We start from the raw sequence: 25,101 nt of genomic DNA on the forward strand, positions 1-25,101 counted from the left end.
AAAAACAGGCACGGAACCATCAAGCTCCGTGCCTCGGGACAGCGGCGGCAGTTTACCTTACCTTGCCTTCTTTCCAAGCCTGCAATAATTTATCGTAGGCAATCGTTTCACCCTTCGGTTTTTCATTCGCCAGCTTTTTCCATGGGGCGTGCTGGTCCGACAGATACTGGTTCGGATCAACCTTGGGATTGAGCTTGGGTGCGCACGCCTTCATGCCGGCCCGCTGCAAGCGCGCCATGACCTGGTCCATTTCCTCGGCCAGGTTATCCATGGCGGCCTGCGGCGTTTTTTCCGCCGTAATCGCCGTGGCCACGTTTTTCCACCACAGCTGCGCCAGCTTCGGATAGTCGGGCACGTTGTTGCCGGTCGGCGTCCACGCCACGCGGGCGGGGCTGCGGTAGAACTCGATCAAGCCGCCGTATTCGTTCGCGTGTTTCGTGAAGTAATCATGGCGGATGTCCGAATCGCGGATAAACGTCAGGCCCACGATCGATTTCTTCAGCGACACGGTTTTCGACGTGACGAATTGCGCGTACAGCCAGGCGGCGGCCTTGCGGTCGTCCGGCGTGGACTTGAACAGGAACCAGGAACCGACGTCCTGGTAGCCGTTCTGCATGCCCTCTTTCCAGTACGGGCCGTGCGGCGACGGCGCCATGCGCCATTTCGGCGTGCCGTCCTTGTTGACCACTGGCAAGCCCGGTTTCGTCATGCCGGCCGTAAATGCCGTGTACCAGAAGATTTGCTGGGCAATTTCACCCTGCGCCGGCACGGGGCCCGATTCCGAGAAATTCATGCCGTTCGCCTGCGGCGGCGCGTATTTCTTCATCCAGTCGATGTATTTCGTCAGCGCAAACACGGCCGCCGGCGAATTGGTGGCGCCGCCGCGCGACATCGAGGCGCCCACGGGCGTGCACTTGTCGGCCGCCACCTTGATGCCCCATTCGTCGACAGGCATGCCGTTTGGAATGCCCTTGTCGGCCGCGCCAGCCATCGACAGCCACGCATCCGTGAAGCGCCAGCCCAAGGATGGATCTTTCTTGCCGTAATCCATGTGGCCATAGACTTTCTTGCCGTCCAGCTCCTTCACGTCATTGGTAAAAAAGTCGGCGATGTCTTCATAGGCGGACCAGTTCTGCGGCACGCCCAGCTCGTAGCCATACTTGGCCTTGAACTTGGCTTGCAAATCCTTGCGCGCGAACCAGTCGGCGCGGAACCAGTACAGGTTGGCGAATTGCTGGTCGGGCAGCTGGTACACCTTGCCATCGGGCGCCGTGGTAAAGCTGATGCCGATGAAATCCTTCAGGTCCAGGCCGGGATTGGTGAATTCCTTGCCCTTGGCGGCCATGTAGTCGGACAGCGGCTCGACGGCGCCATAGCGGTAATGCGTGCCGATCAAATCGGAATCGGAAATCCAGCCGTCATAGATGCTCTTGCCGGACTGCATCGAGGTCTGCAGCTTTTCCACCACGTCGCCTTCCTGGATGATGTCGTGGCGCACCTTGATGCCCGTGATTTCCTCGAAGGCCTTGGCCAGCGTCTTCGATTCGTAGACGTGGGTGTCGATGGTTTCCGAGACCACGGAAATTTCCTTGATGCCCTTGGCTTTCAGCTTGGCCGCCGCATCGATGAACCACTTCATTTCAGCAAGCTGTTGCTGCTTGCTCAGGCTGGATGGCTGGAATTCCTTGTCGATCCAGGTTTGCGCCTGCTTGGCGTCGGCCAGGGCCGCATTCGACACGAGCATGGCCGCAGCCGCGAAGACCGTGAACTTCAATTTCATCGTGAATCTCCTTTTTAGTTGTCATCTGGCCTGCGATAGCGGGCCAGTGTTCTCATCTACGACTTATCCCCAACGCATTACCACTAACAACACTACAAAACTGATGCCGGCACCAATCGCCTGCTGCATTTCCGTGAACCCCGCCCACGCCAGATTCACATACGCGGCCGTCAGCAAGCCGATGAACAGGCGGTCGCCGCGCGTAGTCGGCATGGGCAAGAAGCCCTTGCGCTCAATGCTGGGCGAACGGATTTGCCACACCGTCATGCCGGCCAGCATCAAGCCGATGCAAATGAAGAAGATGGCCACTTCCGGCGTCCAGGCCATCCAGCCGAACAGGCTGGCTGTGCTATCGGTATTTTCCATGTCACACCCTCCCCATCGCGAAACCTTTGGCAATGTAATGCCGCACGAACCAGATCACCAGCGCGCCGGGCACGATGGTCAGCACCCCGGCCGCCGCCAGCACGCCCCAGTCCATGCCGGCCGCCGACACCGTGCGCGTCATGGTGGCGGCAATCGGCTTGGCATTGACGGAAGTCAAGGTGCGCGCCAATAACAGTTCCACCCAGCTGAACATGAAGCAGAAAAACGCCGTCACGCCCACGCCCGACTTGATCATCGGCAAGAAAATGCGGATGAAGAAGCGGGGGAAACTGTAGCCGTCGATATACGCCGTCTCGTCGATTTCCTTCGGCACGCCGGACATGAAGCCTTCCAGTATCCACACGGCCAGCGGCACGTTGAAGACCATGTGCGCCAGCGCCACGGCCAGGTGCGTATCCATCAGACCAACGGTGGAATACAGCTGGAAGAACGGCACGAGGAAGACGGCGGGCGGCGTCATGCGGTTGGTCAAGAGCCAGAAGAACAGGTGTTTATCGCCGACAAAGTTGTACCGCGAGAAAGCATACGCGGCCGGCAAGGCGACCGTGACCGACATGACCATATTCAAGGCCACGTAAATCATGGAATTGATGTAGCCGCTGTACCAGGACCGGTCGGTAAAAATCGTGTGATAGTTGGCGAACGTCAATTGCTGGGGCCACAGGCTCAGCACGCCCACGATTTCCTCGTTGGTCTTGAGCGACATGTTGAGCATCCAGTAGATGGGCAACAGCGAGCCCAGCAGGAAGACGACGAGGATGGCGCTGCTCATTTTCTTGTGCATCATTTCTGGTCTCCCGTGCCGACGCGCTGCATCCACGTGTACAGCACAAAGCAGAACAGCAGGATGATGAGGAAATAGATCAGGGAAAACGCGGACGCCGGCCCCAGGTCGAATTGGCCCACGGCCTTTTGCGTCAGGTATTGCGACAGGAACGTGGTGGCATTGCCCGGTCCGCCCCCCGTCAGCACGAACGGTTCCGTGTAGATCATGAAACTGTCCATGAAGCGCAGCAACACCGCGATCATCAGCACATTGCGCAGTTTTGGCAGCTGAATGTAGCGGAACACGGCCAGGCGCGAGGCGCCGTCGATGCGTGCCGCCTGGTAATACGCGTCGGGAATGGCGCGCAAGCCCGCATAGCACAGCAGCACAACCAGGGGCGTCCAGTGCCAGATATCCATCACCATCACCGTCAGCCACGCATCGAGCGAATTGCCGTTGTAATTGTAGTCAAAGCCCAGCTGGTTCAAGGTGTAGCCCATCAGGCCGATGTCGCCGCGGCCAAAGATTTGCCAGATGGTGCCCACCACGTTCCAGGGAATCAAGAGGGGCAGCGCGATCAGCACCAAGGCGAGGGACGCCTTCCAGCCATCGGCCGGCATGCACAGGGCGATCAAAATGCCCAGCGGAATCTGGATCGCCAGCACGGAACCGGAAAACAGCAGCTGGCGCAGCAAGGCGCTGTGCAAGTCGCCGTCCAGCATGACCATACGGAACCACTCGGTACCCACGAACACCTTTTGCGTGGGGCTCAGGATATCCTGCACGGAATAGTTCACCACCGTCATCAGGGGCAGGATGGCGGAAAAGGCCACGCACAGCAGCACGGGCAGGATCAATAGCCAGGCGCGGCGGTTGTTATCGGTTTTACCGTTATGTATCATCAGGCCACCCGCTTATCGTTGACATAGAACAAGGTGCGTTGCGGCGGAAAGCGCAGCCGCACGGCATCTCCCGCGACGGCATCGACGGCGCGCAGCTTGGCCGCCACCGTCGCGCCACCCAGCTGGAATTCCGCCAGGTAATGCGTGCCCATGTTGCGCACGGCCGTGACCGTCGCGTCGAGGCAATGGTCACCATGGTCGCCACCCTCGCCCGCCCGCACGCATTCGACGAATTCCGGCCGCACGCCCACCGTGATTTTCCCTTGCGCACCAGACAGCGCCGCGCGCGCGGCAGCGGACACGGCCAGCAGCTGCCCCGCCACGCGCACGCCGCCATCGTCGAGGGTGCAATCGAGCAAGTTCATGCCCGGGTTGCCGATGAAATAGCCGACAAACGTGTGTTCCGGTTCCTCGAACAGCGCTTGCGCACTGCCCGTCTGCACCACTTCGCCCTGCGTCATGACGACCACCTGGTCGGCAAAGGTCAGCGCTTCCACCTGGTCGTGCGTGACGTAGATCAGGGACAATTTCAGTTCGTGGTGGATTTCCTTCAATTTTCTGCGTAGCAACCATTTCAAATGCGGGTCGATCACCGTCAGCGGTTCGTCGAACAGCACGGCCGCCACGTCCGGGCGCACGAGGCCGCGGCCCAGCGAAATCTTTTGCTTGGCATCCACGGACAAACCGCTGGCGCGCAGTTTCAGGTCGCCCGTCAATTCCAGCATCTGCGCCACCTGCTGCACGCGCTTTTTCACCTCGATCTCTTTCCAGCCGCGATTGCGCAGCGGAAACGCCAGATTGTCATGCACGGTCATGGTGTCGTAAATGACGGGAAACTGGAACACTTGCGCGATATTGCGTGCTTCCGTGGGCAGCTGCGTCACATCCTTGCCGTCGAACAGCACCTTGCCATGCGACGGTTTCACCAGGCCGGAGATAATGTTGAGCAAGGTCGTCTTGCCGCAGCCGGACGGCCCCAGCAAGGCGTAGGCGCCGCCGTCATGCCATTCCATGCTCATGGGCCGCAGCGCATAGTCGCTTGGCGCCGTGGGGTTCGGTTTGTAGGCGTGGGCCAGGTCGACCAGTTCGATGCGCGCCATGTCAAGCTCCTCCCGGTGCAAACAGCAGCCCACCGTCTTGCGCGAAGATCAGCAAGGCGTGCGGCTGGCAATACACGGTGCAGGCGCTGCCGATTTCCAGGTTGTGCACGCCACCGAGCTGCGCCACCAGCGCCAGGTCGCCACGGCGCGCATGCACATAGGTTTCCGAACCGCTGATTTCCGCCAGGTCCACCTGTGCCGCGATGGGCACGTCGCCATCGGACTGCGGCGACAGATGCAGGCTGTGTGCGCGCACGCCGAGGATCACCTCCGTGCTGTCGCCCAGGCGGGCGCGCTGTGCGCCGCTCAGGTGTATCGACAGGCCGTCGGCCGCCTGCGCCACACCGTGCGCATCCACGCGCGCGGGGATCAGGTTGATGGGTGGGTCGCTGAAGGTGCGCGCCACGTCGATGGAATTGGGGGCGTTGAAGACGTCCAGGGTCGGCCCCTGCTGCAGCAATCGTCCCTCGTGCAGCACTGCCACGTGGCCGCCCAGCTGCAGCGCTTCCAGCGGTTCCGTGGTCGCATACACGACCGTCGTGCTGCCGCTGGAAAACAGTTCCGTCAATTCGCGGCGCAATTCCTCGCGCAGCTTATAGTCGAGATTCACCAAAGGTTCGTCGAGCAGCAGCAGGGACGCATCCTTGATCAGCGCGCGCCCCAGCGCCGTGCGCTGCTGCTGTCCGCCGGACAATTCTCCGGGCGTGCGCTGCAGGTAGGGCGTGATGTGCAGGCGCTCGGCCAGCGCCAGCACCTTGGTGCGTATCTGTTCCTCGGGTTCCTTGCGCAAGCGCAAGGGCGAAGCGATATTGTCGTAGACGGTGAAGGCCGGATAGTTGATGAATTGCTGGTACACCATGGCCAGGTTGCGTTTGCTGACGGGCACGCCCGTCACATCGACGCCATCGGCCGTCACCGTGCCCCCGCTGGGCTTGTCCAGGCCCGCCATCACGCGCATCAGGGTCGTCTTGCCGGCACGCGTGGTGCCCAGCAAGACGTTGATGGCGCCCGGCACCAGTGCCAGCGACATCGGATATAAAAAGTCGTCAGCCCCCTGCTTCCTGCTGATCTTGTCCAGTACCAGTTGCACGCGCTTCTCCTCCAGTGATGGTTTCTTATTCTTCGCCGCACCCTCTGCGGGGCGCGGTCGCCAACGTTTTGTGCTTACAGCAATGGGTACTGCTTCGGCAAAGGGTGCTGCAACAGCCAGGCGTCGAGCGTGCCCGCCGTCTCGCGCGGCAGGTGCAGGCCCAGCTTGGAGCGCCGCCACAGGATGTCGGCCGCGCTGACGGCCCATTCATGGCGCCGCACATAATCGACTTCCGCCGCGTACAGGCCGGCGGCGATTTCCTCGCCCATGGCCGCCACCTCCGTCCGCCCGGCGAGCAGCACGTGGATGCGCGTGCCGTAGGCGCGTGCATAGCGCGCCACCAGCGCTGCTGGCAGCCACGCATATTCGCGCTGCAAGCCTTGCACGAACTGGCCGAACTCGCGCACGGAGCGGTTCTGCGGCGTGCTGCCGTACACATCGCCGCCGGGCAGGCAGGCGCTGGCGGTCCAGGCCGGCAGCGTATTGCCCAGCAAGGGCGCCAGCATGTCCATGGCTTCCTCGGCCAGCTTGCGGAAGGTGGTGATCTTGCCGCCGAAAACACTGAGCAGCGGCGCACCTTCCTGGTCCAGTTCGAAGCGGTAATCGCGCGTGACGGCCTTGGCGTCGGCCGCCGCGTCTTCCACCAGCGGACGCACGCCCGCATACGTCCACACCACGTCGGCCGGCAAGATTGGCTTGCTGAAATAGTAACTGGAAAGCTCGCACAAGTAACGAATTTCCTCGTCGTCGATTTCCACCTTGCCACGGTCGCCTTGGTAGTCGAGGTCGGTGGTGCCGATCAAGGTGAAATCATGCTCATACGGAATGGCAAACACGATGCGCCCGTCCGGATGCTGGAAGATATATGCGTGATCATGCGCGAACAGGCGCTTGACGACGATATGGCTGCCCTTAATCAGGCGCAAATGGCGGCCCTGTCCACCGGGCGCCGCCTGCTGCAGGAACTCGGCCGTCCACGGCCCGGCCGCATTGACGACGCTGCGCGCCCGCACGGTCGTCTGCCTGCCGTTGGCGTGCTGCAAGGTCGCCAGCCAAGCGTCACCTTCGCGCGCCAGCATCGTGCAGCGCGTCTGCGTCAGCACGTGTGCGCCCTTGTCCGCCGCGTCGATGGCGTTGAGCACCACCAGGCGCGCATCGTCGACCCAGCCGTCGGAATACACGAAGCCGCGCTTGAACTCGGGTTTTAACGGTTGTCCGGCCGCGTGGCGGGTCAGGTCGATGCCGCTGGAGGCCGGCAGGATTTCCCGCTTCGCCAGCATGTCATAGAGAAACAGGCCGGCGCGTATCAGCCAGGCCGGGCGCTGGCCCTTGGCGTGCGGCATGATGAAGCGCAGCGGCCACATGATGTGCGGCGCCGAGCGCAGCAGCACTTCGCGCTCGATCAGCGCCTTGCGCACGAGGCCGAATTCATAGTATTCGAGGTAGCGCAGGCCGCCGTGTATCAGCTTGGTGGAGGCCGACGAGGTATGCGCGGCCAGGTCATCCTTTTCGCACAGCAGCACGGACAGGCCCCGGCCCGCCGCGTCGCGCGCGATGCCGGCGCCATTGATGCCGCCACCCACCACCAGCACATCGCATGCCATCGCTGTCTCCACACCTTGCTGTGCTGCGGCCATCGGGACTCCGTGTCTGTCGGGGGAAAGGCTGGCGAGGAAAGACTAGGCATCGCCGGCGACTGTCGTTAAGATCAATACAGATGTAATTCGAATGCAATATGGATAAGATACGCCAGATTGCGAATCGATAGCAACATATTTTTATCACTATTTGTTCGTTTTTGTTCGTTTGTGATTTTTAAAGAGACAAGCCCATGATTTTGAATCCCCGCCAGCGCCGCCTGCTCGAAGTGGTGCGCCAGAAGGTCACCATGTCCGTCGAAGAGCTGGCCCAGCAGCTGGACGTGACGCCGCAAACCGTGCGCCGCGATGTCAAGCAGATGGAAGAAGCGCGCCTGCTGGCCCGCTACCACGGCGGCGTCGGCTTGCCTTCGTCCGTGGAAAACATCGATTACAGCCAGCGGCAAGTGTTCAACAGCGACGCCAAGCGGCGCATCGCCGCCGCCGTCGCCGCGCAAGTGCCGCACGGCTGTTCACTGCTGATCAATATCGGCACGACGACCGAGGAAGTGGCGCGCGCGCTGGGCCGGCACACGGGCTTGCACGTGGTGACGAACAACCTGAACGTGGCCGCCATCCTGGCCGACAACGCCGCCTGCGAAGTCATCGTGGCCGGCGGCGTGGTGCGCGGGCGCGACCGCGGCATCGTCGGCGAAGCCACCATCGACTTCATCCGCCAGTTCAAGGTCGACATCGGCATCATCGGCATTTCCAGCATCGACGAAGACGGCAGCCTGCGCGACTTCGATGCGCGCGAAGTGAAGGTGGCGCAAGCCATCATCGAGCAGTCGCGCGAAGTGTGGCTGGTGGCCGACCAGCATAAATTCGGCCGCAAGGCGCTGGTGCGGCTGGCCGACCTGGCGCAAGTCGACATCTTGTTTACGGATGCGCCGCCGCCGCCCCGCTTTGCCGAAGTATTGCGCGAAGCGGGCGTGAAGGTGGTGCTGGGCTGAGCGGGCCACATTTCTGCAAGAAAACCTCGCACTGTCGCGCGGGCAATACGTCATGTGTGGGCAAGCACACAGAAATGATATGAAATATTTATCAATTCGGCAAAAATGATGTTACCATTGATGCAACAAGAGTTATTTTTTTAATCTTCCTCTCCGGCAATACGATTATTGGCTTGTTATTGCTTTTTATCTATTCAGAGCAAGAAAAAAGGAAAAACTCTTTGCCGGCAAGTGATTTCCTGTGAAAACAGTGTTAAAACTACCTCAAGCACGATGATTGTTCCCAAACAAACCACTCGACAGCAAGCGTGAAGGCCTTAACCATGCCGGCAACGCCGCCCAGTGAAGGAAAAGAAATGAGCCATAATTTTGAAACGGCCGCCATGCCGCAAGCCGCCCACCCCAACAGCCTCCCCGTCAGCGAGCTGGAAGCCCACCTCGGTTACTGGCTGCGATTCGTTTCCAACCACGTTTCCCACAGCTTCCAGAAAAAAGCCGAAGCCAATGGCGTGACGGTGTCCGAATGGGTGGTGCTGCGCGAAATGTTCCGCCTGGGCTGCACCTCGCCCACGGTGCTGGCGCAAGTGTCCGGCATGAGCAAGGGCGCCGTCTCGAAATTGATCGACCGCCTGGAAAGCAAGGGCATGGTCAGCAAGTCGATCCTGCTGGCCGACCGCCGCCAGCATTCGATCGAGCTGACCACGGAAGGCGAAGCGCTGGTGCCCGTGCTGGCCGGGATGGCCGACCAGAACGACGAGGAATTCTTCGGCAAGCTGCCGCGCCAGCTGCGCGACGACCTGCTCGAAGCAATGAAGGAAGTGGCGCGCACGCATCAGCTCAAGAGCGCGCCCCTGAATTAACTGCGCCACCGTGCGCCACAGGCGAGCCCGGGCCCCGTGACCGGCCCCGCTTACCTGTGCAATAATAGGGCTTGCCGCTCACTCGCACAGCCCATACCGATGTAGTTTCCCTCGTCCAGCCTGTCACACTCCGTTCCCGGCGCCGCCTTCGGCCAGCGCCCGTATTCCTGCGCGCACGCGCTGCGCCGCATTTGTCATTGGAAGTCCATGTCCACACTCAGCCCGGCCGACATCAAGGTCAATGTCCTGAGCGGCGCCACTGTCGCCCTCGCCCTCGTACCGGAAGCGATCGCTTTCGCCCTGCTGGCCCATGTCAGTGCCCTCACCGGCCTGTATGCGGCCTTTTTCATGTGCCTGATCACGGCCGCGCTGGGCGGCAGACCCGGCATGATTTCCGGCGCCACCGGCGCGCTGGCCGTGGTGATGGTCAGTCTCGTCGTCAGCCATGGCGCCGAATACCTTTTTGCCACCGTCGTGCTGATGGGGCTGCTACAAATACTGTTTGCGGCCTGCCGCCTTGGCAAGCTGATACGCATGGTGCCCCACCCCGTCATGCTGGGCTTCGTCAACGGCCTGGCCATCGTCGTCTTCATGGCACAGTTCGGCCACTTCAAGACGCTGGACGCCAGCGGCGCGCTCAGCTGGCTCAGCGGCGCACCCCTCTACCTGATGCTGGGCCTGGTGGCCGTGACCATGCTGGTCATCTATCTGCTGCCGCGCCTGACCACCGTCATCCCGTCCTCGCTGGCAGCCATCCTGCTGGTGGCCGGCCTGGTCTGGGCCTGTGGATTGGAAACGAAGACAGTGGGCGACATGGGATCGATCGCGGGCGGCCTGCCGCGCTTTCACCTCCCACAAGTGCCGCTGACGCTGGAGACGCTGACCATCATCGGCCCGTATGCGCTGATCCTCGCCACCATCGGTTTGCTGGAGACACTGCTGACCCTCAACCTGATCGACAGCATCACCGACACGCGCGGCAAGCCGAACCGCGAAAGCCTGGCGCAAGGACTCGCCAACATCGTCAGCGGCTTCTTCGCCTCGATGGGCGGCTGCGCCATGATAGGCCAGAGCATGATCAACATCGGCAACGGCGCCCGTTCGCGCCTGTCGGGCATCGTGGCCGGCGTACTGCTGCTGGGCTTTATCCTGTTCCTGTCGCCATGGATAGAGAAAATTCCGCTGGCCGCGCTGGTGGGCCTGATGTTTGTCGTCTGCGCCAAGACCTTCGCCTGGGGCAGCCTGCAAACCCTGCGCAAGATCCCCCGCGCCGACGCCATTACCGTGGTCGGCGTGACCGTCATCACCGTGCTGACGGACCTGGCGGTGGCCGTGCTGGCCGGCGTGGTGTTTGCCGCCCTCGTCTTCGCGTGGCAGCATGCCAGGCAGATCGCCGTGCGCACCGGCACCGATGAACGTGGCTGGAAGGTGTATCTGCTGGAAGGCTCGCTGTTCTTCGCCTCGACGGCCAGTTTCACGGCCCTGTTCACGCCAAGAGAAGATCCGCAGCACGTGGTGATCGATTTCGCGGGAGCGCGCGTGGTCGACCATTCCGCCATCGAGGCGATCGACGCGCTGGCGCAGCGCTACCAGCAGGCGGGCAAGACGCTGCACCTGCGCCACCTGAGCCCCGATTGCCTGGCGATCCTGGGCAAAGCACGCCCCATGGTGGAAGTCAACGACCGGGAAGACCCACACTACCGCGTAGCCGACAACCGCCTCGATTAAGCGCCACGCCGGCAAGCGTGGGGCCTAGCCACGGGCGCTTCGGCTATGATGTTGGCCTGACTGTTTACCAGGAACATGCATGGCACTGCACATCGAAACTCCCTTGCTCAACTCGCGCGCCCTGAGCTTGCACAGCGAACGCGCCATCTGGCTCAAGCTCGAAGCCTTGCAGCCGCCCGGCTCCTTCAAGATCCGCGGCATCGGCCTCGCCTGCGAAGAATACGCGCGGCGCGGCGCCAGCCGTTTCATCTCTTCTTCCGGCGGCAATGCCGGCATCGCCGTCGCCTATGCGGGACGCCAGCTGGGCATTCCCGTCATCGTCGTCGTGCCGGAAACCACCAGCGAACGGGCCAAGGCCCTGATCGCGCAGGAAGGCGCCGAAGTCATCGTGCACGGCGCAGCGTGGCAGGAAGCGAACGCGCTGGCGCAGTCCATGCTCACGCCGCAAGACGCCTTTTTGCACCCGTTCGACGACCCGCTGCTGTGGCAGGGCCACGCCGGCATGATCGATGAAGTGGCGCGCGCGGGCCTGAAACCGGACGCCGTGGTGCTGTCGGTGGGTGGCGGCGGCCTGCTGGCCGGCGTGGCCGAAGGCTTGCAACGCAATGGCTGGGATGACGTGGCGCTGGTGGCCGTGGAAACGCAAGGCGCGGCCTCGCTGGCGGCCGCAGTGGCCGCGCGCGAGCACGTGGCCCTGCCGGCCGTGAGCAGCATCGCCACCTCGCTGGCCGCGCGCCAGGTCTGCGCACAGGCGTTTGCCATCAGCCAGACGCGCCTGCTGCACAGCGTGGTAGTGTCGGACCGTGCCGCCGTCGACGCCTGCCAGCGCTTTATCACCGACCAGCGCTTGGTGGTGGAGCCGGCCTGCGGCGCGGCGCTGGCGGCCGTCTACGGCAAGGCGCCGGAACTGGCGCCCTACCGCAAGGTGCTCGTCATCGTCTGCGGCGGCGTGACCGCCACCACGCAGCAGCTCGACCACTGGAGCACCACCCTGTCGTAGCTAGGGCGCCGCCTCGAGCAGCGCCACGCCGTCGCGGCCCTGCCCCTTGGCGGCATACAGGGCCTGGTCCGCCAGGTCCAGCAACTGCGCCGGCGTCAGCGCGCCTTCACGGAAGATGGCGATGCCGATGCTGGTTGTCACCGGCAGCGGGCCGCTGGCCAGGTCGAAGGGCTGGCGGATGGCGTCGATGATCTTGGCGCCGATCTGGCGCACTTCGGCCGCGCTGTTCACGCCTTCCAGAATAATCACGAATTCATCGCCGGCCAGGCGCGCCACCAGATCGCTGGCGCGCACGCTGCGCACCAGGCGTGCGGCGAATTCCTTCAGCACCTCGTCGCCCGCCTTGTGTCCCAGGCTGTCGTTGATGGCCTTGAAACGGTCGATATCGAGATAGGCCAGCGCCATCGGCGCGCGCGCGATCCGCGTGCGCTGCATGCTTTGCGCCAGCTGCTCGTCGAAGCGGCGCCGGTTGGCGATGCCCGTCAGGGTATCGGTGGCGGCGGCAAACTGCAGCGCCGTGTGCACCGCCCTGGTCTTGGTGATTTCGTGGATCAGGCCATACACGCCTTCCACCGCGCCGCTCTCGCCCACGTCGGGCACGTAGCTGGTCTGGAAGGCGCGCATGCCAGTGTCTCCCTCGCCGCCGAGGGTGAATTCATATTCGACCTCCTCGCCCGCAAAGGCGCGCCGCAGGTAGGCTTCGCGCATTTGATACGCTTCCTCGCCCAGCACCTCGCGGATCGACTGCATCAGGCTTTCCTGCTGCGACCGGCCGAACCATTTCTCGAACGTGGCGTTGATGAACTGGTAGCGGTGCTCGCGGTCGATATAGACGATCACCACGGGCACATGGTCCGTCAGCAGTTTCAAACGCCGCTCGCCGTCGCGCGTCTGCGCCTCGGCGATTTCGCGCTCGGCCACCAGCGAATAAAAGTCGCGGCTCAAGTCGCCGATCTCGTCGCGCCGCTCGATTTGCAGCACATCGATACCCAGGCGATGACGGCGAATCTCATGCACCTGGTGGCGCAAGCGCGCCAATGGCTGCAACAGGCGCAACACCACGCGCCAGCCGGCCAGGCCCGCCAGCGCCGCCAGCAGCACGGCGGCCAGCAGGATCTTGCTGCGGATGGCATGCAGCGGCGCGAACGCGTCGCTCATGGGATAGACGGACGCCAGTATCCAGCCCGTCGAGGCGATGCGGTGGTAGGCAAACAGCGCATCGACGCCTTGCGTGGTGGTGCCCGTCAGCCAGCCCTCGAAGCCCTGCATGGCGCGCCGCGTGGGTACGCTGATGGGGCCATGTGCTTCGATATGCTGCATGATGCGCGACTTGTCGGGATGCTCGACGATCACGCCTGTGCTGGTCATGATGTACAGATAGCCGCCCGGACCCGGCTTGAGCGCGCCGAGACGGCCCAGGAAATCGGGCTGGCGCAGGTTCACGCTGGCCGCCAGCACATAGCGCACGCCGCCCTGCGCGTCGAACACGGGCTGCGTCACCACGACGATGGGCATGCCGGAAATGCTGCCGTTGAGCGGTGCGGAAATCACCGAGCGCCGGGTCGCCAGCGTCTGTTCAAAGTACGGACGGCCCTTCACGTTCAGCCCCGCCTGCGGCTTGAAGGGACTCACGCTGGCCAGGACGACGCCGTCGATGCCGACCACACCGGCCGAATAAAACTCCTTGCCCAGCACCGTTTGCGCGGCCAGGAAACGCTGCAGGCTGGCGCCGTCGTGCGCGCCGCCGGCCGCCAGGCTGTCTGCCATCGCGCGCAGCACATTGCGCTTCGCGTCAAGTTCTTCATCGATGAAGACGGCGGCGCTGGACAGCGAGACGTACTGCTGGCGCCCCGTCACGTCGCGCATGCCGCGCTCGGCCACGGCCAGGGTGGCCAGCGCCAGCGACGCGACCGCGCCCAGCACGAGCAGGAAGACGACGACGCTCATGCGCGCCTTCAGACTGGCGGGCAAGTGCCGGCGCAGCCATTTGCGCCAGGTCGTCACGGCCGCAGCTGCAAATGGCGGCACAGACGCTCGACCGACTCTTCCAGCGCCAGGGTGCCCGTATCCAGGGTCAGCGCGGCCGCCAGCGGCGCTTCGTAGGGGGCCGACACGCCCGTGAATTCGGCGATCTGCCCCGCGCGCGCCTTCGCGTACAGGCCCTTGACATCGCGTTCCTCGCACACGGCCAGCGGCGTGCTGACGTGGACTTCGATGAAATGCGCCGTACCGATGATGGCGGCGGCCATGGCCCGGTCAGCGCGGGAGGGGGAGATGAAGGCGGCGATGACGGTCAGGCCCGCCCCGTTCATCAGGCGCGCCACTTCGGCTGTGCGGCGGATATTTTCATGCCGGTCTTCGGGCGTAAAACCCAGGTCGCGGTTCAAGCCATGGCGCAGCTGGTCGCCGTCGAGCACCGTCACGGCGCGGCCCTGCGCCTTGAGCGCCTGCGCCAGCGACAGGGCGATACTGGTCTTGCCGGCGCCGCTCAAGCCCGTCAGCCAGACCGTGTCGTGTTGTCCTGCTGTCATTACACTGCCTCTCTCTTGTAGAGCTGGCAATATAACAAAGCCGCGCGGGAAAGGACAGATTATCAGGCTGCGCTGCGCGCCTCCAGCAGCAATTGTCGTATCTCGGGCACGCAGGAGCCGCAATTGCCGCCGGCCTTGACGCAGGCCGTCACCTGCGCCGTCGTCGTCAGCTTTTGTTCCACGATGGCCGCGCAAATGGTGTTGCGCCCCACGCCAAAGCACGAACACACGGTGGGGCCGGCATCCATGCCCTTGCCGATGGGCTGGCCCAGCAGCACGCCTGCGCGGTCGGCAGCATCGAGCTGCTCGTGCGCGAACAGGCCCGCCAGCCAGCTGCGCGACGGCAGGTCGGGACGGGGCGAAACATACACGCATTGCGCGATGCGCCCCTCGTCCAGGTGCACGGCGCGGTACACGCCGGCGCTGGCGTCCGCATAATCGAGCCAGTCGGCGTTGTCGTCCGTGACGCCGAGCAGCGCGCGCGCCCAGGCGCCCAGGTCTTCGATGCGCTGGCGGCCGGCCAGTTCGTAGCGCAGGAATTGCTCGCCCTGAATGCGCGTCCAGTGCGCCACGCCGTCCAGGTCCAAGGGCGTGCGGCTCAGGACAAACGCATGCCAGTGCACGCGGAACTGCTCGATGCGCACGGGGGTATGCTTGAATTCCGGTTCGCCCGAGACAGGGTCGACGACCGGGTTGACGACGGCGCCCACGCGCGCATCGGACGCATTCGCGTCGCTCCAGTGGATCGGCACGAAGACCTGGCCGCGCGCGATGCCGCCGCCATGCACGACGCGCGCCACCATCGCGCCCCAGGCGCTGGAAATGCGCGCCAGCTCGCCTTCGCGCACGCTGTACAGCAGCGCATCCTGCGGGTGGAGGTCGATGAAGGCTTCGGCGATATGGCCCGACAGCCTGGCCGCCTTGCCCGTGCGCGTCATCGTATGCCACTGGTCGCGCACCCGGCCCGTATTCAGGATGAGTGGATAGTCTTCGTCGGGCATGTTGCGCGGCGCGCGCGGCGCCGTGGGCACGAAACGCGCACGGCCGTCCGCATGCGCGAAGCGGCCATCGCCAAACAGGCGCGCCTGGCCCTGCGGCCACTGCTGCGGTTGCAAGGCGTCGTATTGCGCAGCGCTCAGCGCCGCCAGGTGCGACAGGTTGAACAGGCGCGCCGTTTCCGCCTCGTTGCGGAAAGCGGACAGGCGCGCATGTTCATCGAAGATGGCCTGCGGCGACGTGAAGTCAAAACCGCCAAAGCCCATGCGCCGCGCCACATCGCACAGCACGTCCCAGTCGGCGCGCGCTGCGCCGGGCGCCGGCAGAAACGCCCGCTGGCGCGAGATGCGCCGCTCGGAATTGGTCACCGTGCCATCCTTTTCGCCCCAGCCCAGGGCCGGCAGCAGCACATCGGCATGCGCGTTCGTGTCCGACCCGGCGCTGATGTCCGACACCACCACCAGCTCGCATTTATCGAGCGCGCGGCGCACCTGGTCGGCGTCTGGCATGCTGACCAGCGGATTGGTGGCGATGATCCACACGGCCTTGACTTTACCCGCCTCGATGGCCTGGAACAGGTCCACCGCCTTCAGGCCAGGCTTGTCGGCGATGCGCGGAGAGTCCCAGAAGGTTTGCACGGCCTCGCGATGCGCCGGCTTGTCGAGATCGAGGTGCGCCGCCAGCATATTGGCCAGGCCGCCCACTTCGCGCCCACCCATGGCGTTCGGCTGGCCCGTGAGGGAAAACGGTCCCATGCCGGGCTGGCCGATGCGCCCCGTCGCCAGGTGGCAGTTGATGATGCTGTTGACCTTGTCCGTGCCGGAAGACGACTGGTTCACACCCTGCGAAAAGGCCGTGACCACCTTGCGCGTGGCGGCAAACGCCTGGTAAAACGCCAGCAAGGCAAGCGGGTCGACCTTGCAGATGGCCGCCACCTGCAAGGGATCGTCGCAGTCCACATGGGCGGCCGCCAATGCCTCGTCGAGACCCGAACTGTGCCGCGTGACGAAATCATCGGCGATCACGCCCTCCTTCGCCAGATAGCACAGCAAACCGTTGAACAGCCACACGTCGGTGCCCGGTTTCACGGGCAGATGCAGGTCGGCCAGCTCGCAGGTGGCCGTGCGGCGCGGGTCGATCACCACCAGTTTCATGTGCGGCCGGCTTTCCTTGATACGCGTGATGCGCTGGAACAGGATCGGGTGGCACCAGGCCGTGTTCGAGCCCACCAGCACCACCATGTCGGCCAGTTCCAGGTCGTCATAGCAGCCCGGCACGATATCCTCGCCGAACGCGCGCTTGTGGCCCGCCACCGCCGACGACATGCACAGGCGCGAATTGGTGTCGATATTCGCGCTGCCCACATAGCCCTTCATGAATTTATTGGCGACGTAATAATCTTCCGTCAGCAACTGGCCCGAGACATACAGGGCCACGGCGTCGGGGCCGTGTTCGGCGATGATGGCGCGCAAGCCGCCGGCCACCTGGTCCAGCGCGGCATCCCAGGAAGCGCGCCGCAGGACGCCATCGACGCGCACCTGCGGCTGCAGCAGGCGCTTGTCCAAGTCCAGGGTGTCGCCCAGGGCCGAGCCTTTCACGCACAGGCGGCCCTGGTTGGCCGGGTGCGCGGCGTCGCCGGCGATGCGGATGGCGCCGTCGGGCAGGCGCGTTGCTTCCACGCCGCAGCCGACGCCGCAATACGGGCAAGTGGTTTTCACGGGCGTGCAGCTAGTCATGAAAGTATCCTGTTGGTCGCTGTCAGGCGGCCTGGGCGCACAGCGCCTGGCCAAACAATAAATGGGCGCGCAGCTTGCTGATGTCGCGGCGCTGCTGGATCAGGTCGAAATACCAGGGACCGTCCTGCACGTCGCCATACAACACGGCGCCGGCCAGGCGGTTGCCCTGCACCACCAGGCGCTTGTAGACGCCGCGGCGCGGATCACGCAGCACCAGGTCCTCGCTGCCCTCGCCGCCGATGATGTCGCCGGCCGAATACAGGTCGATGCCCGTCACTTTCAATTTGGTGGCGCTGGCTTGCTGCACGTAGCGGCGGTGCCCCGCGCCGGCCAGGTGCGCGCCGCACACGCGCGCCTGCTCCCAGATGGGTGCCACCAGACCGAAAGTGGCGCGCCGGTGCTGCACGCATTCGCCCACGGCGTACACGCGCGGGTCATAGCTTTGCAGGCAGTCGTCGACGACGATGGCGCGTTCGCAGTGCAGGCCGGCCGCTTGCGCCAGCGCGATGTTGGGGCGCACGCCTGCCGTCATCACCACCAGGTCGGCGGGGATGCTGCTGCCGTCCGCAAACTGCACGCCTTCCACGCGGGCGCTGCCCATGATGGCGGACGTTTGCGCGTGCATCAGAAAACGCAAGCCGCGCGCCTCCAGCGCCGATTTCAGCAGCATCGATGCGGGTGCGTCCAGCTGCTGGTTCATCAGGGCGCCGCTCATGTGTACGACGGTGACGTCCATGCCCTGGCGCTGCAAGCCGTTGGCCGCTTCCAGTCCCAGCAAACCGCCGCCGATGACCACCGCGTGGCGGTGCGTGCGCGCCGCCTGCAGCATGGTGTCGACGTCGCTGATATCGCGAAAACCGATCACGCCGGGCAGCGCATGGCCTGGCACGGGCACGATGAAGGGCGTGGAACCGGTGGCCAGCAGCAGGCGGTCATAGGCGACCGTGATGCCGGACAGCGCTTGCACGGTGCGCGCCTGACGGTCGATGCGCACCACGGGGTCGCCCGCATGCAGGGTGATGCCGTTGTGCGCATACCAGTCGCGCGTGTGCAGCATGATGTCGTCCACCGACTTTTCGCCGGCCAGCACCGGGGAGAGCAGGATGCGGTTGTAATTGCCGTGCGGTTCGGCGCCGAACACGGTGATGTCGTACAGGTCCGGCGCGAGTTTCAACAGTTCCTCGACCGTGCGCATGCCGGCCATGCCGTTGCCAACCACGACTAAAGACGGCCGCGCGGCGGTGTTCATATGGCCACCCACACCATGTCGGCAAACACGCGCGCGGGCCAGGCGGCAACCGAGTGTTCAGGCGCTTCGATGCACTCGCCGCTGGCCAGGTCGAAGTGCTGCTTGTAGATGGGCGACGCCACCACGACGCGCTCGCCGATGCTGCCCACGAGGCCGCGCGAGAGCACGGAAGCGCCCGCGTTCGGGTCAACATTATCGATGGCGTACACGCGCGGCGCCGCATCGCCGACGCGGAAGACGGCCACGTGGCGCCCATTCAGCAGCGCGCACACGCCCGTGTCGGGCACGATGTCGGCCAAGGGGCAGATGGCCACCCAGTTGTCGGCGGTGGCGCCGGACAGTTCATTCATCGTATTCATGGCTCAAGCCTCCACGGCAAGGATGGGGATCACGGTGCTGCGGCGTTCAGTTTCAGTGGCGGGCCGGATCTGACCCCGCTCTTCGACGAACACCACGTTTTCATCGTTCTTCTCGCTGTTGACGAAGTGGCGGAAGCGCTGGCGCACGGCGGGGTTGGACACGGCTTCCTTCCACTCGCAGGCGTAGGTGTCGACCACGTGCTGCATGTCCGCTTCCAGTTCCGCCGCCATGCCCAGGCTGTCGTCGATGATGACGCGCTTGAGGTAATCGAGACCGCCTTCCAGATTGTCGCGCCACACGCTGGTGCGCTGCAGGCGGTCGGCCGTGCGCACGTAAAACATCAGGAAGCGGTCGACATAGCGCACCAGGGTGGCTTCATCGAGGTCAGAGGCGATCAGTTCCGCATGGCGCGGCTTCATGCCGCCATTGCCGCACACGTACAAATTCCAGCCCTTTTCCGTGGCGATCAGGCCAATGTCCTTGCCCTGCGCCTCGGCGCATTCGCGCGTGCAGCCGGAGACGCCGAACTTGATCTTGTGCGGCGTGCGCAAGCCCTTGTAGCGGTTTTCCAGCTGGATGGCAAAGCCCACGCTGTCGGCCACGCCGTAGCGGCACCAGGTGGAGCCGACGCACGATTTCACCGTGCGCAAGGATTTGCCGTAAGCGTGGCCAGATTCGAAGCCGGCCGCGATCAGTTCTTCCCAGATGGCCGGCAATTGATCGACGCGCGCGCCGAACAGGTCGACCCGCTGGCCGCCCGTGATTTTTGTGTACAGACCGTATTTTTTCGCCACCATGCCCACGGCGATCAAGCCGTCGGCCGTCACTTCGCCGCCCGGCATGCGCGGCACGACGGAATACGTGCCATCCTTCTGGATATTGCCGAGGAAGTAATCGTTACTGTCCTGCAGGCTGGCGTGCACGGGCGACAGCACGAAATCGTTCCAGCACGAGGCGAGGATATTCGCCGCCACGGGCTTGCACACGTCGCAACCAAGACCCTGGCCATGCGCCGCCAGCAGCGCGCCGAAGCTGCGGATTTTGCCGACCCGCACCAGGTGGTGCAGTTCCTGGCGCGAGTACGCAAAGTGTTCGCACACGTGATTGTTGACGGCCAGGCCCTGCTTCTGCATTTCCGCCTTCATGATCTGCGTCACCAGCGGCACGCAGCCGCCGCACGCGGTGCCCGCCTTGGTGCAGCTTTTCAGGGCGCCGATGGTGGTGGCGCCATCGGCGACGGCCGCGCACAGCGCGCCCTTCGACACATCGTTGCACGAACAGATTTGCGCCGACTCGGGCAAGGCGTCCACGCCCAGGCCCACCTTTTGCTGGCCATCGGCCTGCGGCAGGATCAGGAATTCGGGAAATTCCGGCAGCTCGATCTTATTGAGCATCATCTGCAGCAAGGTGCCGTATTCGCTGGCGTCGCCCACCATCACGCCGCCCAGCAGGTACTTGCCGCAATCGGAGACGACGATTTTCTTGTAGATCTGCTTGCGTTCATCCATGAACTGGTAGGAGCGGCTGCCCGGCGCATTGCCGTGCGGGTCGCCCAGGCTGGCAACGTCCACGCCCATCAGTTTGAGCTTGGTGCTCATGTCGGCGCCCTTGAACGAGGCTTCGCCCTCTTCCTGCAACACATGGCGCGCCGCGATGCGGGCCATTTCGTAGCCGGGCGCCACCAGGCCGAAGACCAGGCCGCCCCACAGCGCGCATTCGCCGATCGCGTAAATATCCGGGTCGGACGTGACGCAGCTGTCGTCGATGGCGATGCCGCCCCGTGGCCCCACCTCCAGGCCACAGGCGCGCGCCAGTTCGTCGCGCGGACGGATGCCGGCCGAAAAGACGATCATGTCCGCTTCCAGGTGGCTGCCATCGGCAAACTGCATGCGGTGCGTGGCCGCCTCGCCATCGACGATGGCCAGGGTGTTCTTTTGCGTGTGCACGGTCACGCCCAGTTCCTCGATCTTGCGGCGCAGGACGCGCGCACCGCCCTCGTCCACCTGCACGGCCATCAGGCGCGGCGCGAATTCCACCACATGGGTATCGAGCTTCAAATCGCGCAAGGCTTTCGCGCATTCAAGGCCCAGCAATCCCCCGCCGATCACCACGCCAGTTGTTGACTTTCCACCCCAGGCCAGCATGGCTTCCAGGTCTTCGATGGTGCGGTAGACGAAGCAGCCATCCCTCTCCTTGCCCGGCAGAGGCGGCACGAACGGCGTCGAGCCTGTGGCGAACACCAGTTTGTCGTAGCTCAAGACTTCGCCCGTGCTGACGGTGACGGTTTTCACCACGCGGTCGATGGACACGGCGCGCGCATTGAGTTTCAACACGACGTTGTCCTTGTCGAAAAAGCCGGGCGCCACCAGGGACAGGTCCTCGGCAGATTTGCCGCTGAAAAATTCGGACAGGTGCACCCTGTCGTAGGCGGGGCGCGGCTCTTCGCACAAGACCGTCACGGACAGGCGCGTGTTGTTCTCCAGCGCCAGCCGTTCAAGGAATTTATGTCCGACCATGCCATGGCCAAGGACGACGATGTTCAGGGGGTGGTTCATTGCTATCTCCTCAGGCCGCGGCCATGTTCGGCTCTGCCGCTTCGCGGGTAAAGCGCACGGCGATGGCGCACAGGGCCGAGATCACCACCAGCGCGCTCAAGATGATCAGGGTCTGGCGGATGTCGCCCGTACCCTTCATCAGGAAACCGGCCGCCACGGCGCCCACGTTGCCGCCAGCGCCGATGATGCCGGCCACGCCGCCCAGCGCCTTGCTGTCGATGAAGGGCACCAGTGCATAGGTCGCGCCGCACGCCATATGGGTGAACAGGCCGAAGACCAGCATGGCGATGACGGCATAGGTGACGCTGTCGACTTTCGCAAACCACAGCAGGCCCACGCCTTCGCCGATCATCAGCATGAACAGCAGGGTGACGCGGCTGTTCAGGTTGCCGCGCAGGGCCAGCTTGTCCGACATCCAGCCGCCCAAGGCGCGGGCAAACAGGGCCAGCAAGCCGAAGCTGCCGGCGGCCAGGCCGGCCGATTTCAAGGACAGGCCGAAATGGTCGACGTAATACACGGCGGCGATGTTGTGGATGAAGATTTCGATGCCGAAGCAGGCGCCGTAGGTAACGAACAGCAGCCAGACGCGGTAGTTGGAACTGGCCGCCTTGAAGCTGTCCCAGCCCCCCTTTTTACCACCCTCGATGGCCGTACCGGCGGCGCGCAAGTCCGAGTAATTACCTTCAGGGCAATCTTGCGTATAGCGCCAGTACAGGGCCGCTATCACCAGCATCAGCACGCCCGGCACCAGCAAGGCCACGCGCCAGCCCAGCGATTCGGACACGCCCAGCATCACCACGGCACCGAGCAGCAGCGGCATCAGCGCCTGTGCCGCGCCGCCGCCCGCATTGCCCCAGCCGGCGGCGGCCGCGTTGGCCGTGCCGACAACACGCGGGGCGAACATCACGGAGGTGTGATATTGCGTGATGACAAAGCTGGCGCCGACGGCGCCGATGCCCAGGCGGAAGAACAGAAAGCTTTCATAGCTTTGCGAAGCGGCCACGCCCAGCACGGGGATGGCGCCCAGCAAGAGCAAGCCCGTGTACGTCTTGCGCGGGCCGTAGCGGTCGCACAAGGGTCCCACGATCAGGCGCACGAGGATGGTGATGGCGACGGCCGCGATATTGATGTTCGCCACTTGCGCCAAGGAAAGGCCGAACTCGCCCTTGATGACAGGCATCAGGGGAGCGCAGGCGAACCAGGCGAAGAAACACACGAAAAATGCCATCCACGTCAGATGGAATGCGCGCATGGGCGGCGTGGCGAGGGAGAAGAGCGCGATGCGCGTTGCTTTTTGGCTGGCCATATAGGTTCCCGAAGTATCCCGTTGATAAAACAAAACGGCGCCCGCCCCCGCCGATGAAAAAAATCAGCCTGGGCGGACGCCGTTGTCCATGTGGTCCGTCGTTGGACCGTTGTGCGTTTATTCAGGGGATCGCCGTTGATCCGTATCTCTTGTCTAGCAAGCGCCGTGCCAGCTTGCCGCACGGGCAGACGCCCTTATCGATACGAGGTTTGCGCCAGATCATGGCCAATCACGGTGCAAACGCGCCACTTGCTGGTGCATGCGGGAACCAGCAAGTGGCAACCCTTGTCTAAATACCATTCGAAGCAGACGCGGGAGAGCACGATGGTCAAGACATTGCGCCGCTGGCGGCCGCCGTGGCTGGTTTGCGCGTGGGCCGGGTTGCTGCTCATTACATGGAGCAACACTGCCGCCACCCAAGAGCCGAAGGAACACAGCGAACTCGATGCCACCGTCGTCGCTCCCTTCCGCGCCACGGCCGGTGCACGGACGACGCAGGCGCGTACCTCGCAGTCACGCACATTTATTGTTCGCCTCGCCTATCCCGACGCAGGCCGCACCCATGCGGTGCGCTGGAGCTTGACCTTGTCCGGACCCGGCCCGCAAGGCGCTGTACTGCGGCGCTGGTCGGGCACGGAGCAGGTGGGGGCTGGTGGCAAGAGCGTTACCGTGCCCTGGGATGGCCGCGCCGACGCCGATGCGCGCGAACGGAGGGTGCTGGCGCCGGACGGCTTGTACCAGTTGCGCCTGCTTGCCGAGGCCGATCCTGGCACGCCTCAAGAGATGCAGATGGAACAGCAATGGCACGTCCAGGTGCAACGGGGCGCCAGCACGGCGCCCAGGGTGCCCGCCTTCCAGACCGGCCTGCAACAACTACCCAGTCTGGAAGGCCAGTCCGACTATCGCCTCGTCTACGCCAACCTGCACAGCCAGACGCGCCACAGCGACGGCGGCGCGGCACTCGATGCCTGCCATGGCGCGCAAGACCCGCAAACGGCGCCCTTCGGCCCCATCGATGCCTACAAGTATGCGCAAGAACACGGCCTCGACGCCCTGCTGACGTCCGAGCACAACCATATGTATGACGGTTCCGACGGCACCAACCCAGCTGCCACCGCTGCCGAAGCGACAACCCTGTACCAGACGGGCCTGGCCGAAGCGGCCGCGTATACCGCCGCCCACCCCGGTTTCCTGGCCCTGTACGGCATGGAATGGGGCGTCATCAACAAGGGCGGCCACCTGAACATTTTCAATAGCGAACAGTTGCTGGGCTGGGAAAGGAATGCCCTGGGCGAGTTGCTGGCCGACGTGGAAACGCCGAAGGGCGATTACGCGGGCCTGTACACGCTGATGCGCGAGCGGGGCTGGGTCGGCCAGTTCAACCACCCGGCCCAAACGGGCCAGTTCCTCGTCGGCGACCAGGCGCTGGGCTACACGCCGGACGGCGACGCGGCCATGGTGCTGTGCGAAGTCATGAACACCTCCGCGTTTTCCATCAACGACCAGGAAACGGAGACGCGGCGCAGCAATTACGAAGCGGCTTGCAACCGGGCGCTGGCGGCCGGCTACCACGTTGCGTTCAGCAGCAACCAGGACAATCACTGCGCCAACTGGGGGGCGTCGTATGGCAACCGCACGGCCGTGCTGGTAACCAGCCCTGCCGCCGGCACGCCCGTTTCACGCGACGGCTTCCTCGAAGCGCTGCGCGCGCGCCGCGTGTTTGCCACCATGGACAAGCACGCGCAACTGCTGTTTACGGCCAATGGCAAGCTGATGGGCGAGCGTTTCGACAACCACGGCCCCTTGCACCTGGCCACCCATTTCAGCAACAGCGCGGGGCGGCAAGCGGCCGCCGTCGCCATTTTCCACGGCGTACCGGGCAACAATGGTTCCGTTACGCCAGTGTCGGACCAGGCCGAGTTCACCGTCACGCCCGCGCCCGGCCCCCATTTCTATTACGCGCGGCTGACGCAGGACGATGGCAACATCGTCTGGTCGGCACCCGTGTGGGTCAATCAGTTGCCGTGATCGGCCACCCCGCCAATAGCAAAAAAGCCGGTTTTCCCTCGCACGATTGCCCGCCGCAAGATGCGTTCGCACTGATCTATGGCAACATGGCAGCGCCGTTTTGACAGCAAGGCGGCGCAACCGTCAATGCCAGGGAA

19 protein-coding genes are annotated in these 25,101 nt (G+C 64.1%); 5 read left to right on the plus strand and 14 right to left on the minus strand.

The genetic code is table 11. The features are described 5' to 3' along the window. Positions 1-52: 52 nt before the first annotated feature. From AC3IQ7_RS20085 to glpD, 7 genes are all read right to left on the minus strand, one after another. The gene (locus tag AC3IQ7_RS20085) at positions 53-1,780 is read right to left on the minus strand and encodes an ABC transporter substrate-binding protein (protein ID WP_034779106.1); all 1,728 of its coding nucleotides are present in this window, start codon (positions 1,778-1,780) and stop codon (positions 53-55) included. 63 nt (positions 1,781-1,843) lie between these two features. Continuing rightward, a complete protein-coding gene (locus tag AC3IQ7_RS20090; protein ID WP_369811512.1) occupies positions 1,844-2,146 on the minus strand; it encodes a DUF2160 domain-containing protein in 303 nt (100 codons plus the stop codon). A gap of 1 nt (position 2,147) precedes the next feature. Beyond that, positions 2,148-2,954 carry a carbohydrate ABC transporter permease gene (locus tag AC3IQ7_RS20095; protein ID WP_099378663.1) on the minus strand — a complete coding sequence of 269 codons (807 nt, stop codon included), beginning with the start codon at positions 2,952-2,954 and terminating at the stop codon, positions 2,148-2,150. Then, positions 2,951-3,835: a carbohydrate ABC transporter permease gene (locus tag AC3IQ7_RS20100; RefSeq protein ID WP_034754965.1), complete on the minus strand. Its 885-nt coding sequence runs from the start codon at positions 3,833-3,835 to the stop codon at positions 2,951-2,953. Before AC3IQ7_RS20100 ends, AC3IQ7_RS20095 begins: the two co-directional genes overlap by 4 nt. Further along, positions 3,835-4,935, minus strand: a complete 1,101-nt coding sequence (locus tag AC3IQ7_RS20105; protein ID WP_489207139.1) for an ABC transporter ATP-binding protein — start codon at positions 4,933-4,935, stop codon at positions 3,835-3,837. Before AC3IQ7_RS20105 ends, AC3IQ7_RS20100 begins: the two co-directional genes overlap by 1 nt. Before the next feature lies 1 nt (position 4,936). After that, a complete protein-coding gene (locus tag AC3IQ7_RS20110; protein ID WP_489207140.1) occupies positions 4,937-6,025 on the minus strand; it encodes an ABC transporter ATP-binding protein in 1,089 nt (362 codons plus the stop codon). Positions 6,026-6,099: 74 nt separating this feature from the next. Continuing rightward, entirely contained in the window at positions 6,100-7,629 is a 1,530-nt protein-coding gene (gene glpD / locus AC3IQ7_RS20115) for a glycerol-3-phosphate dehydrogenase (protein WP_489207141.1), read from the minus strand. Positions 7,630-7,856: 227 nt separating this feature from the next. Here glpD and AC3IQ7_RS20120 point away from each other — a divergent pair, with 227 nt between their 5' ends. The 4 genes from AC3IQ7_RS20120 to AC3IQ7_RS20135 all read left to right on the plus strand — a co-directional run bounded on the left by AC3IQ7_RS20120 (position 7,857) and on the right by AC3IQ7_RS20135 (position 12,203). Further along, entirely contained in the window at positions 7,857-8,615 is a 759-nt protein-coding gene (locus AC3IQ7_RS20120) for a DeoR/GlpR family DNA-binding transcription regulator (RefSeq protein ID WP_185982124.1), read from the plus strand. A gap of 356 nt (positions 8,616-8,971) precedes the next feature. Next, positions 8,972-9,475, plus strand: a complete 504-nt coding sequence (locus AC3IQ7_RS20125) for a MarR family winged helix-turn-helix transcriptional regulator (RefSeq protein WP_099378659.1) — start codon at positions 8,972-8,974, stop codon at positions 9,473-9,475. A gap of 207 nt (positions 9,476-9,682) precedes the next feature. After that, positions 9,683-11,203: a SulP family inorganic anion transporter gene (locus AC3IQ7_RS20130; protein ID WP_099378658.1), complete on the plus strand. Its 1,521-nt coding sequence runs from the start codon at positions 9,683-9,685 to the stop codon at positions 11,201-11,203. Between the two features lie 79 nt (positions 11,204-11,282). Then, complete coding sequence (locus AC3IQ7_RS20135) at positions 11,283-12,203, plus strand: pyridoxal-phosphate dependent enzyme (RefSeq protein WP_489207142.1); 921 nt, start codon at positions 11,283-11,285, stop codon at positions 12,201-12,203. Here AC3IQ7_RS20135 and AC3IQ7_RS20140 read toward each other — a convergent pair whose 3' ends face one another. The 7 genes from AC3IQ7_RS20140 to AC3IQ7_RS20170 all read right to left on the minus strand — a co-directional run bounded on the left by AC3IQ7_RS20140 (position 12,204) and on the right by AC3IQ7_RS20170 (position 22,936). Continuing rightward, a complete protein-coding gene (locus AC3IQ7_RS20140; protein WP_489207143.1) occupies positions 12,204-14,231 on the minus strand; it encodes a diguanylate cyclase domain-containing protein in 2,028 nt (675 codons plus the stop codon). Beyond that, positions 14,204-14,734 (minus strand): adenylyl-sulfate kinase, encoded by a 531-nt coding sequence (gene cysC / locus AC3IQ7_RS20145; protein ID WP_099378655.1) that lies wholly within the window; start codon positions 14,732-14,734, stop codon positions 14,204-14,206. The genes AC3IQ7_RS20140 and cysC overlap by 28 nt, the downstream gene beginning before the upstream one ends. 62 nt (positions 14,735-14,796) lie before the next feature. Beyond that, positions 14,797-17,466: a molybdopterin-dependent oxidoreductase gene (locus tag AC3IQ7_RS20150; protein ID WP_489207144.1), complete on the minus strand. Its 2,670-nt coding sequence runs from the start codon at positions 17,464-17,466 to the stop codon at positions 14,797-14,799. A gap of 22 nt (positions 17,467-17,488) precedes the next feature. Continuing rightward, positions 17,489-18,715 (minus strand): NAD(P)/FAD-dependent oxidoreductase, encoded by a 1,227-nt coding sequence (locus tag AC3IQ7_RS20155; RefSeq protein ID WP_489207145.1) that lies wholly within the window; start codon positions 18,713-18,715, stop codon positions 17,489-17,491. Continuing rightward, on the minus strand, positions 18,712-19,065 hold the full coding sequence (gene nirD / locus AC3IQ7_RS20160) for a nitrite reductase small subunit NirD (RefSeq protein ID WP_099378652.1): 354 nt from the start codon (positions 19,063-19,065) through the stop codon (positions 18,712-18,714). Before nirD ends, AC3IQ7_RS20155 begins: the two co-directional genes overlap by 4 nt. Positions 19,066-19,077: 12 nt before the next feature. Further along, positions 19,078-21,630, minus strand: coding sequence for a nitrite reductase large subunit NirB (gene nirB / locus AC3IQ7_RS20165; protein ID WP_489207146.1), 2,553 nt, complete (start codon positions 21,628-21,630; stop codon positions 19,078-19,080). A gap of 10 nt (positions 21,631-21,640) precedes the next feature. Then, on the minus strand, positions 21,641-22,936 hold the full coding sequence (locus AC3IQ7_RS20170) for an MFS transporter (protein ID WP_489207147.1): 1,296 nt from the start codon (positions 22,934-22,936) through the stop codon (positions 21,641-21,643). A gap of 324 nt (positions 22,937-23,260) precedes the next feature. On the opposite strand from AC3IQ7_RS20170, the gene AC3IQ7_RS20175 reads away from it, so the two are divergent. After that, positions 23,261-24,964, plus strand: a complete 1,704-nt coding sequence (locus AC3IQ7_RS20175) for a CehA/McbA family metallohydrolase (protein WP_489207148.1) — start codon at positions 23,261-23,263, stop codon at positions 24,962-24,964. The last annotated feature ends 137 nt before the right edge of the window (positions 24,965-25,101 follow it).

The organism is Janthinobacterium sp. GL_088, from assembly GCF_057837845.1.

What these genes read in the sequence shown, in the direction of transcription:
- AC3IQ7_RS20085 (WP_034779106.1), bottom strand. Translation starts at nt 1,780, where the DNA reads ATGAAATTGAAGTTCACGGTCTTCGCGGCTGCGGCCATGCTCGTGTCG.
- AC3IQ7_RS20090 (WP_369811512.1), bottom strand. Translation starts at nt 2,146, where the DNA reads ATGGAAAATACCGATAGCACAGCCAGCCTGTTCGGCTGGATGGCCTGG.
- AC3IQ7_RS20095 (WP_099378663.1), bottom strand. Translation starts at nt 2,954, where the DNA reads ATGATGCACAAGAAAATGAGCAGCGCCATCCTCGTCGTCTTCCTGCTG.
- AC3IQ7_RS20100 (WP_034754965.1), bottom strand. Translation starts at nt 3,835, where the DNA reads ATGATACATAACGGTAAAACCGATAACAACCGCCGCGCCTGGCTATTG.
- AC3IQ7_RS20105 (WP_489207139.1), bottom strand. Translation starts at nt 4,935, where the DNA reads ATGGCGCGCATCGAACTGGTCGACCTGGCCCACGCCTACAAACCGAAC.
- glpD (WP_489207141.1), bottom strand. Translation starts at nt 7,629, where the DNA reads ATGGCATGCGATGTGCTGGTGGTGGGTGGCGGCATCAATGGCGCCGGC.
- AC3IQ7_RS20120 (WP_185982124.1), top strand. Translation starts at nt 7,857, where the DNA reads ATGATTTTGAATCCCCGCCAGCGCCGCCTGCTCGAAGTGGTGCGCCAG.
- AC3IQ7_RS20125 (WP_099378659.1), top strand. Translation starts at nt 8,972, where the DNA reads ATGAGCCATAATTTTGAAACGGCCGCCATGCCGCAAGCCGCCCACCCC.
- AC3IQ7_RS20130 (WP_099378658.1), top strand. Translation starts at nt 9,683, where the DNA reads ATGTCCACACTCAGCCCGGCCGACATCAAGGTCAATGTCCTGAGCGGC.
- AC3IQ7_RS20135 (WP_489207142.1), top strand. Translation starts at nt 11,283, where the DNA reads ATGGCACTGCACATCGAAACTCCCTTGCTCAACTCGCGCGCCCTGAGC.
- cysC (WP_099378655.1), bottom strand. Translation starts at nt 14,734, where the DNA reads ATGACAGCAGGACAACACGACACGGTCTGGCTGACGGGCTTGAGCGGC.
- AC3IQ7_RS20150 (WP_489207144.1), bottom strand. Translation starts at nt 17,466, where the DNA reads ATGACTAGCTGCACGCCCGTGAAAACCACTTGCCCGTATTGCGGCGTC.
- AC3IQ7_RS20155 (WP_489207145.1), bottom strand. Translation starts at nt 18,715, where the DNA reads ATGAACACCGCCGCGCGGCCGTCTTTAGTCGTGGTTGGCAACGGCATG.
- nirD (WP_099378652.1), bottom strand. Translation starts at nt 19,065, where the DNA reads ATGAATGAACTGTCCGGCGCCACCGCCGACAACTGGGTGGCCATCTGC.
- nirB (WP_489207146.1), bottom strand. Translation starts at nt 21,630, where the DNA reads ATGAACCACCCCCTGAACATCGTCGTCCTTGGCCATGGCATGGTCGGA.
- AC3IQ7_RS20170 (WP_489207147.1), bottom strand. Translation starts at nt 22,936, where the DNA reads ATGGCCAGCCAAAAAGCAACGCGCATCGCGCTCTTCTCCCTCGCCACG.
- AC3IQ7_RS20175 (WP_489207148.1), top strand. Translation starts at nt 23,261, where the DNA reads ATGGTCAAGACATTGCGCCGCTGGCGGCCGCCGTGGCTGGTTTGCGCG.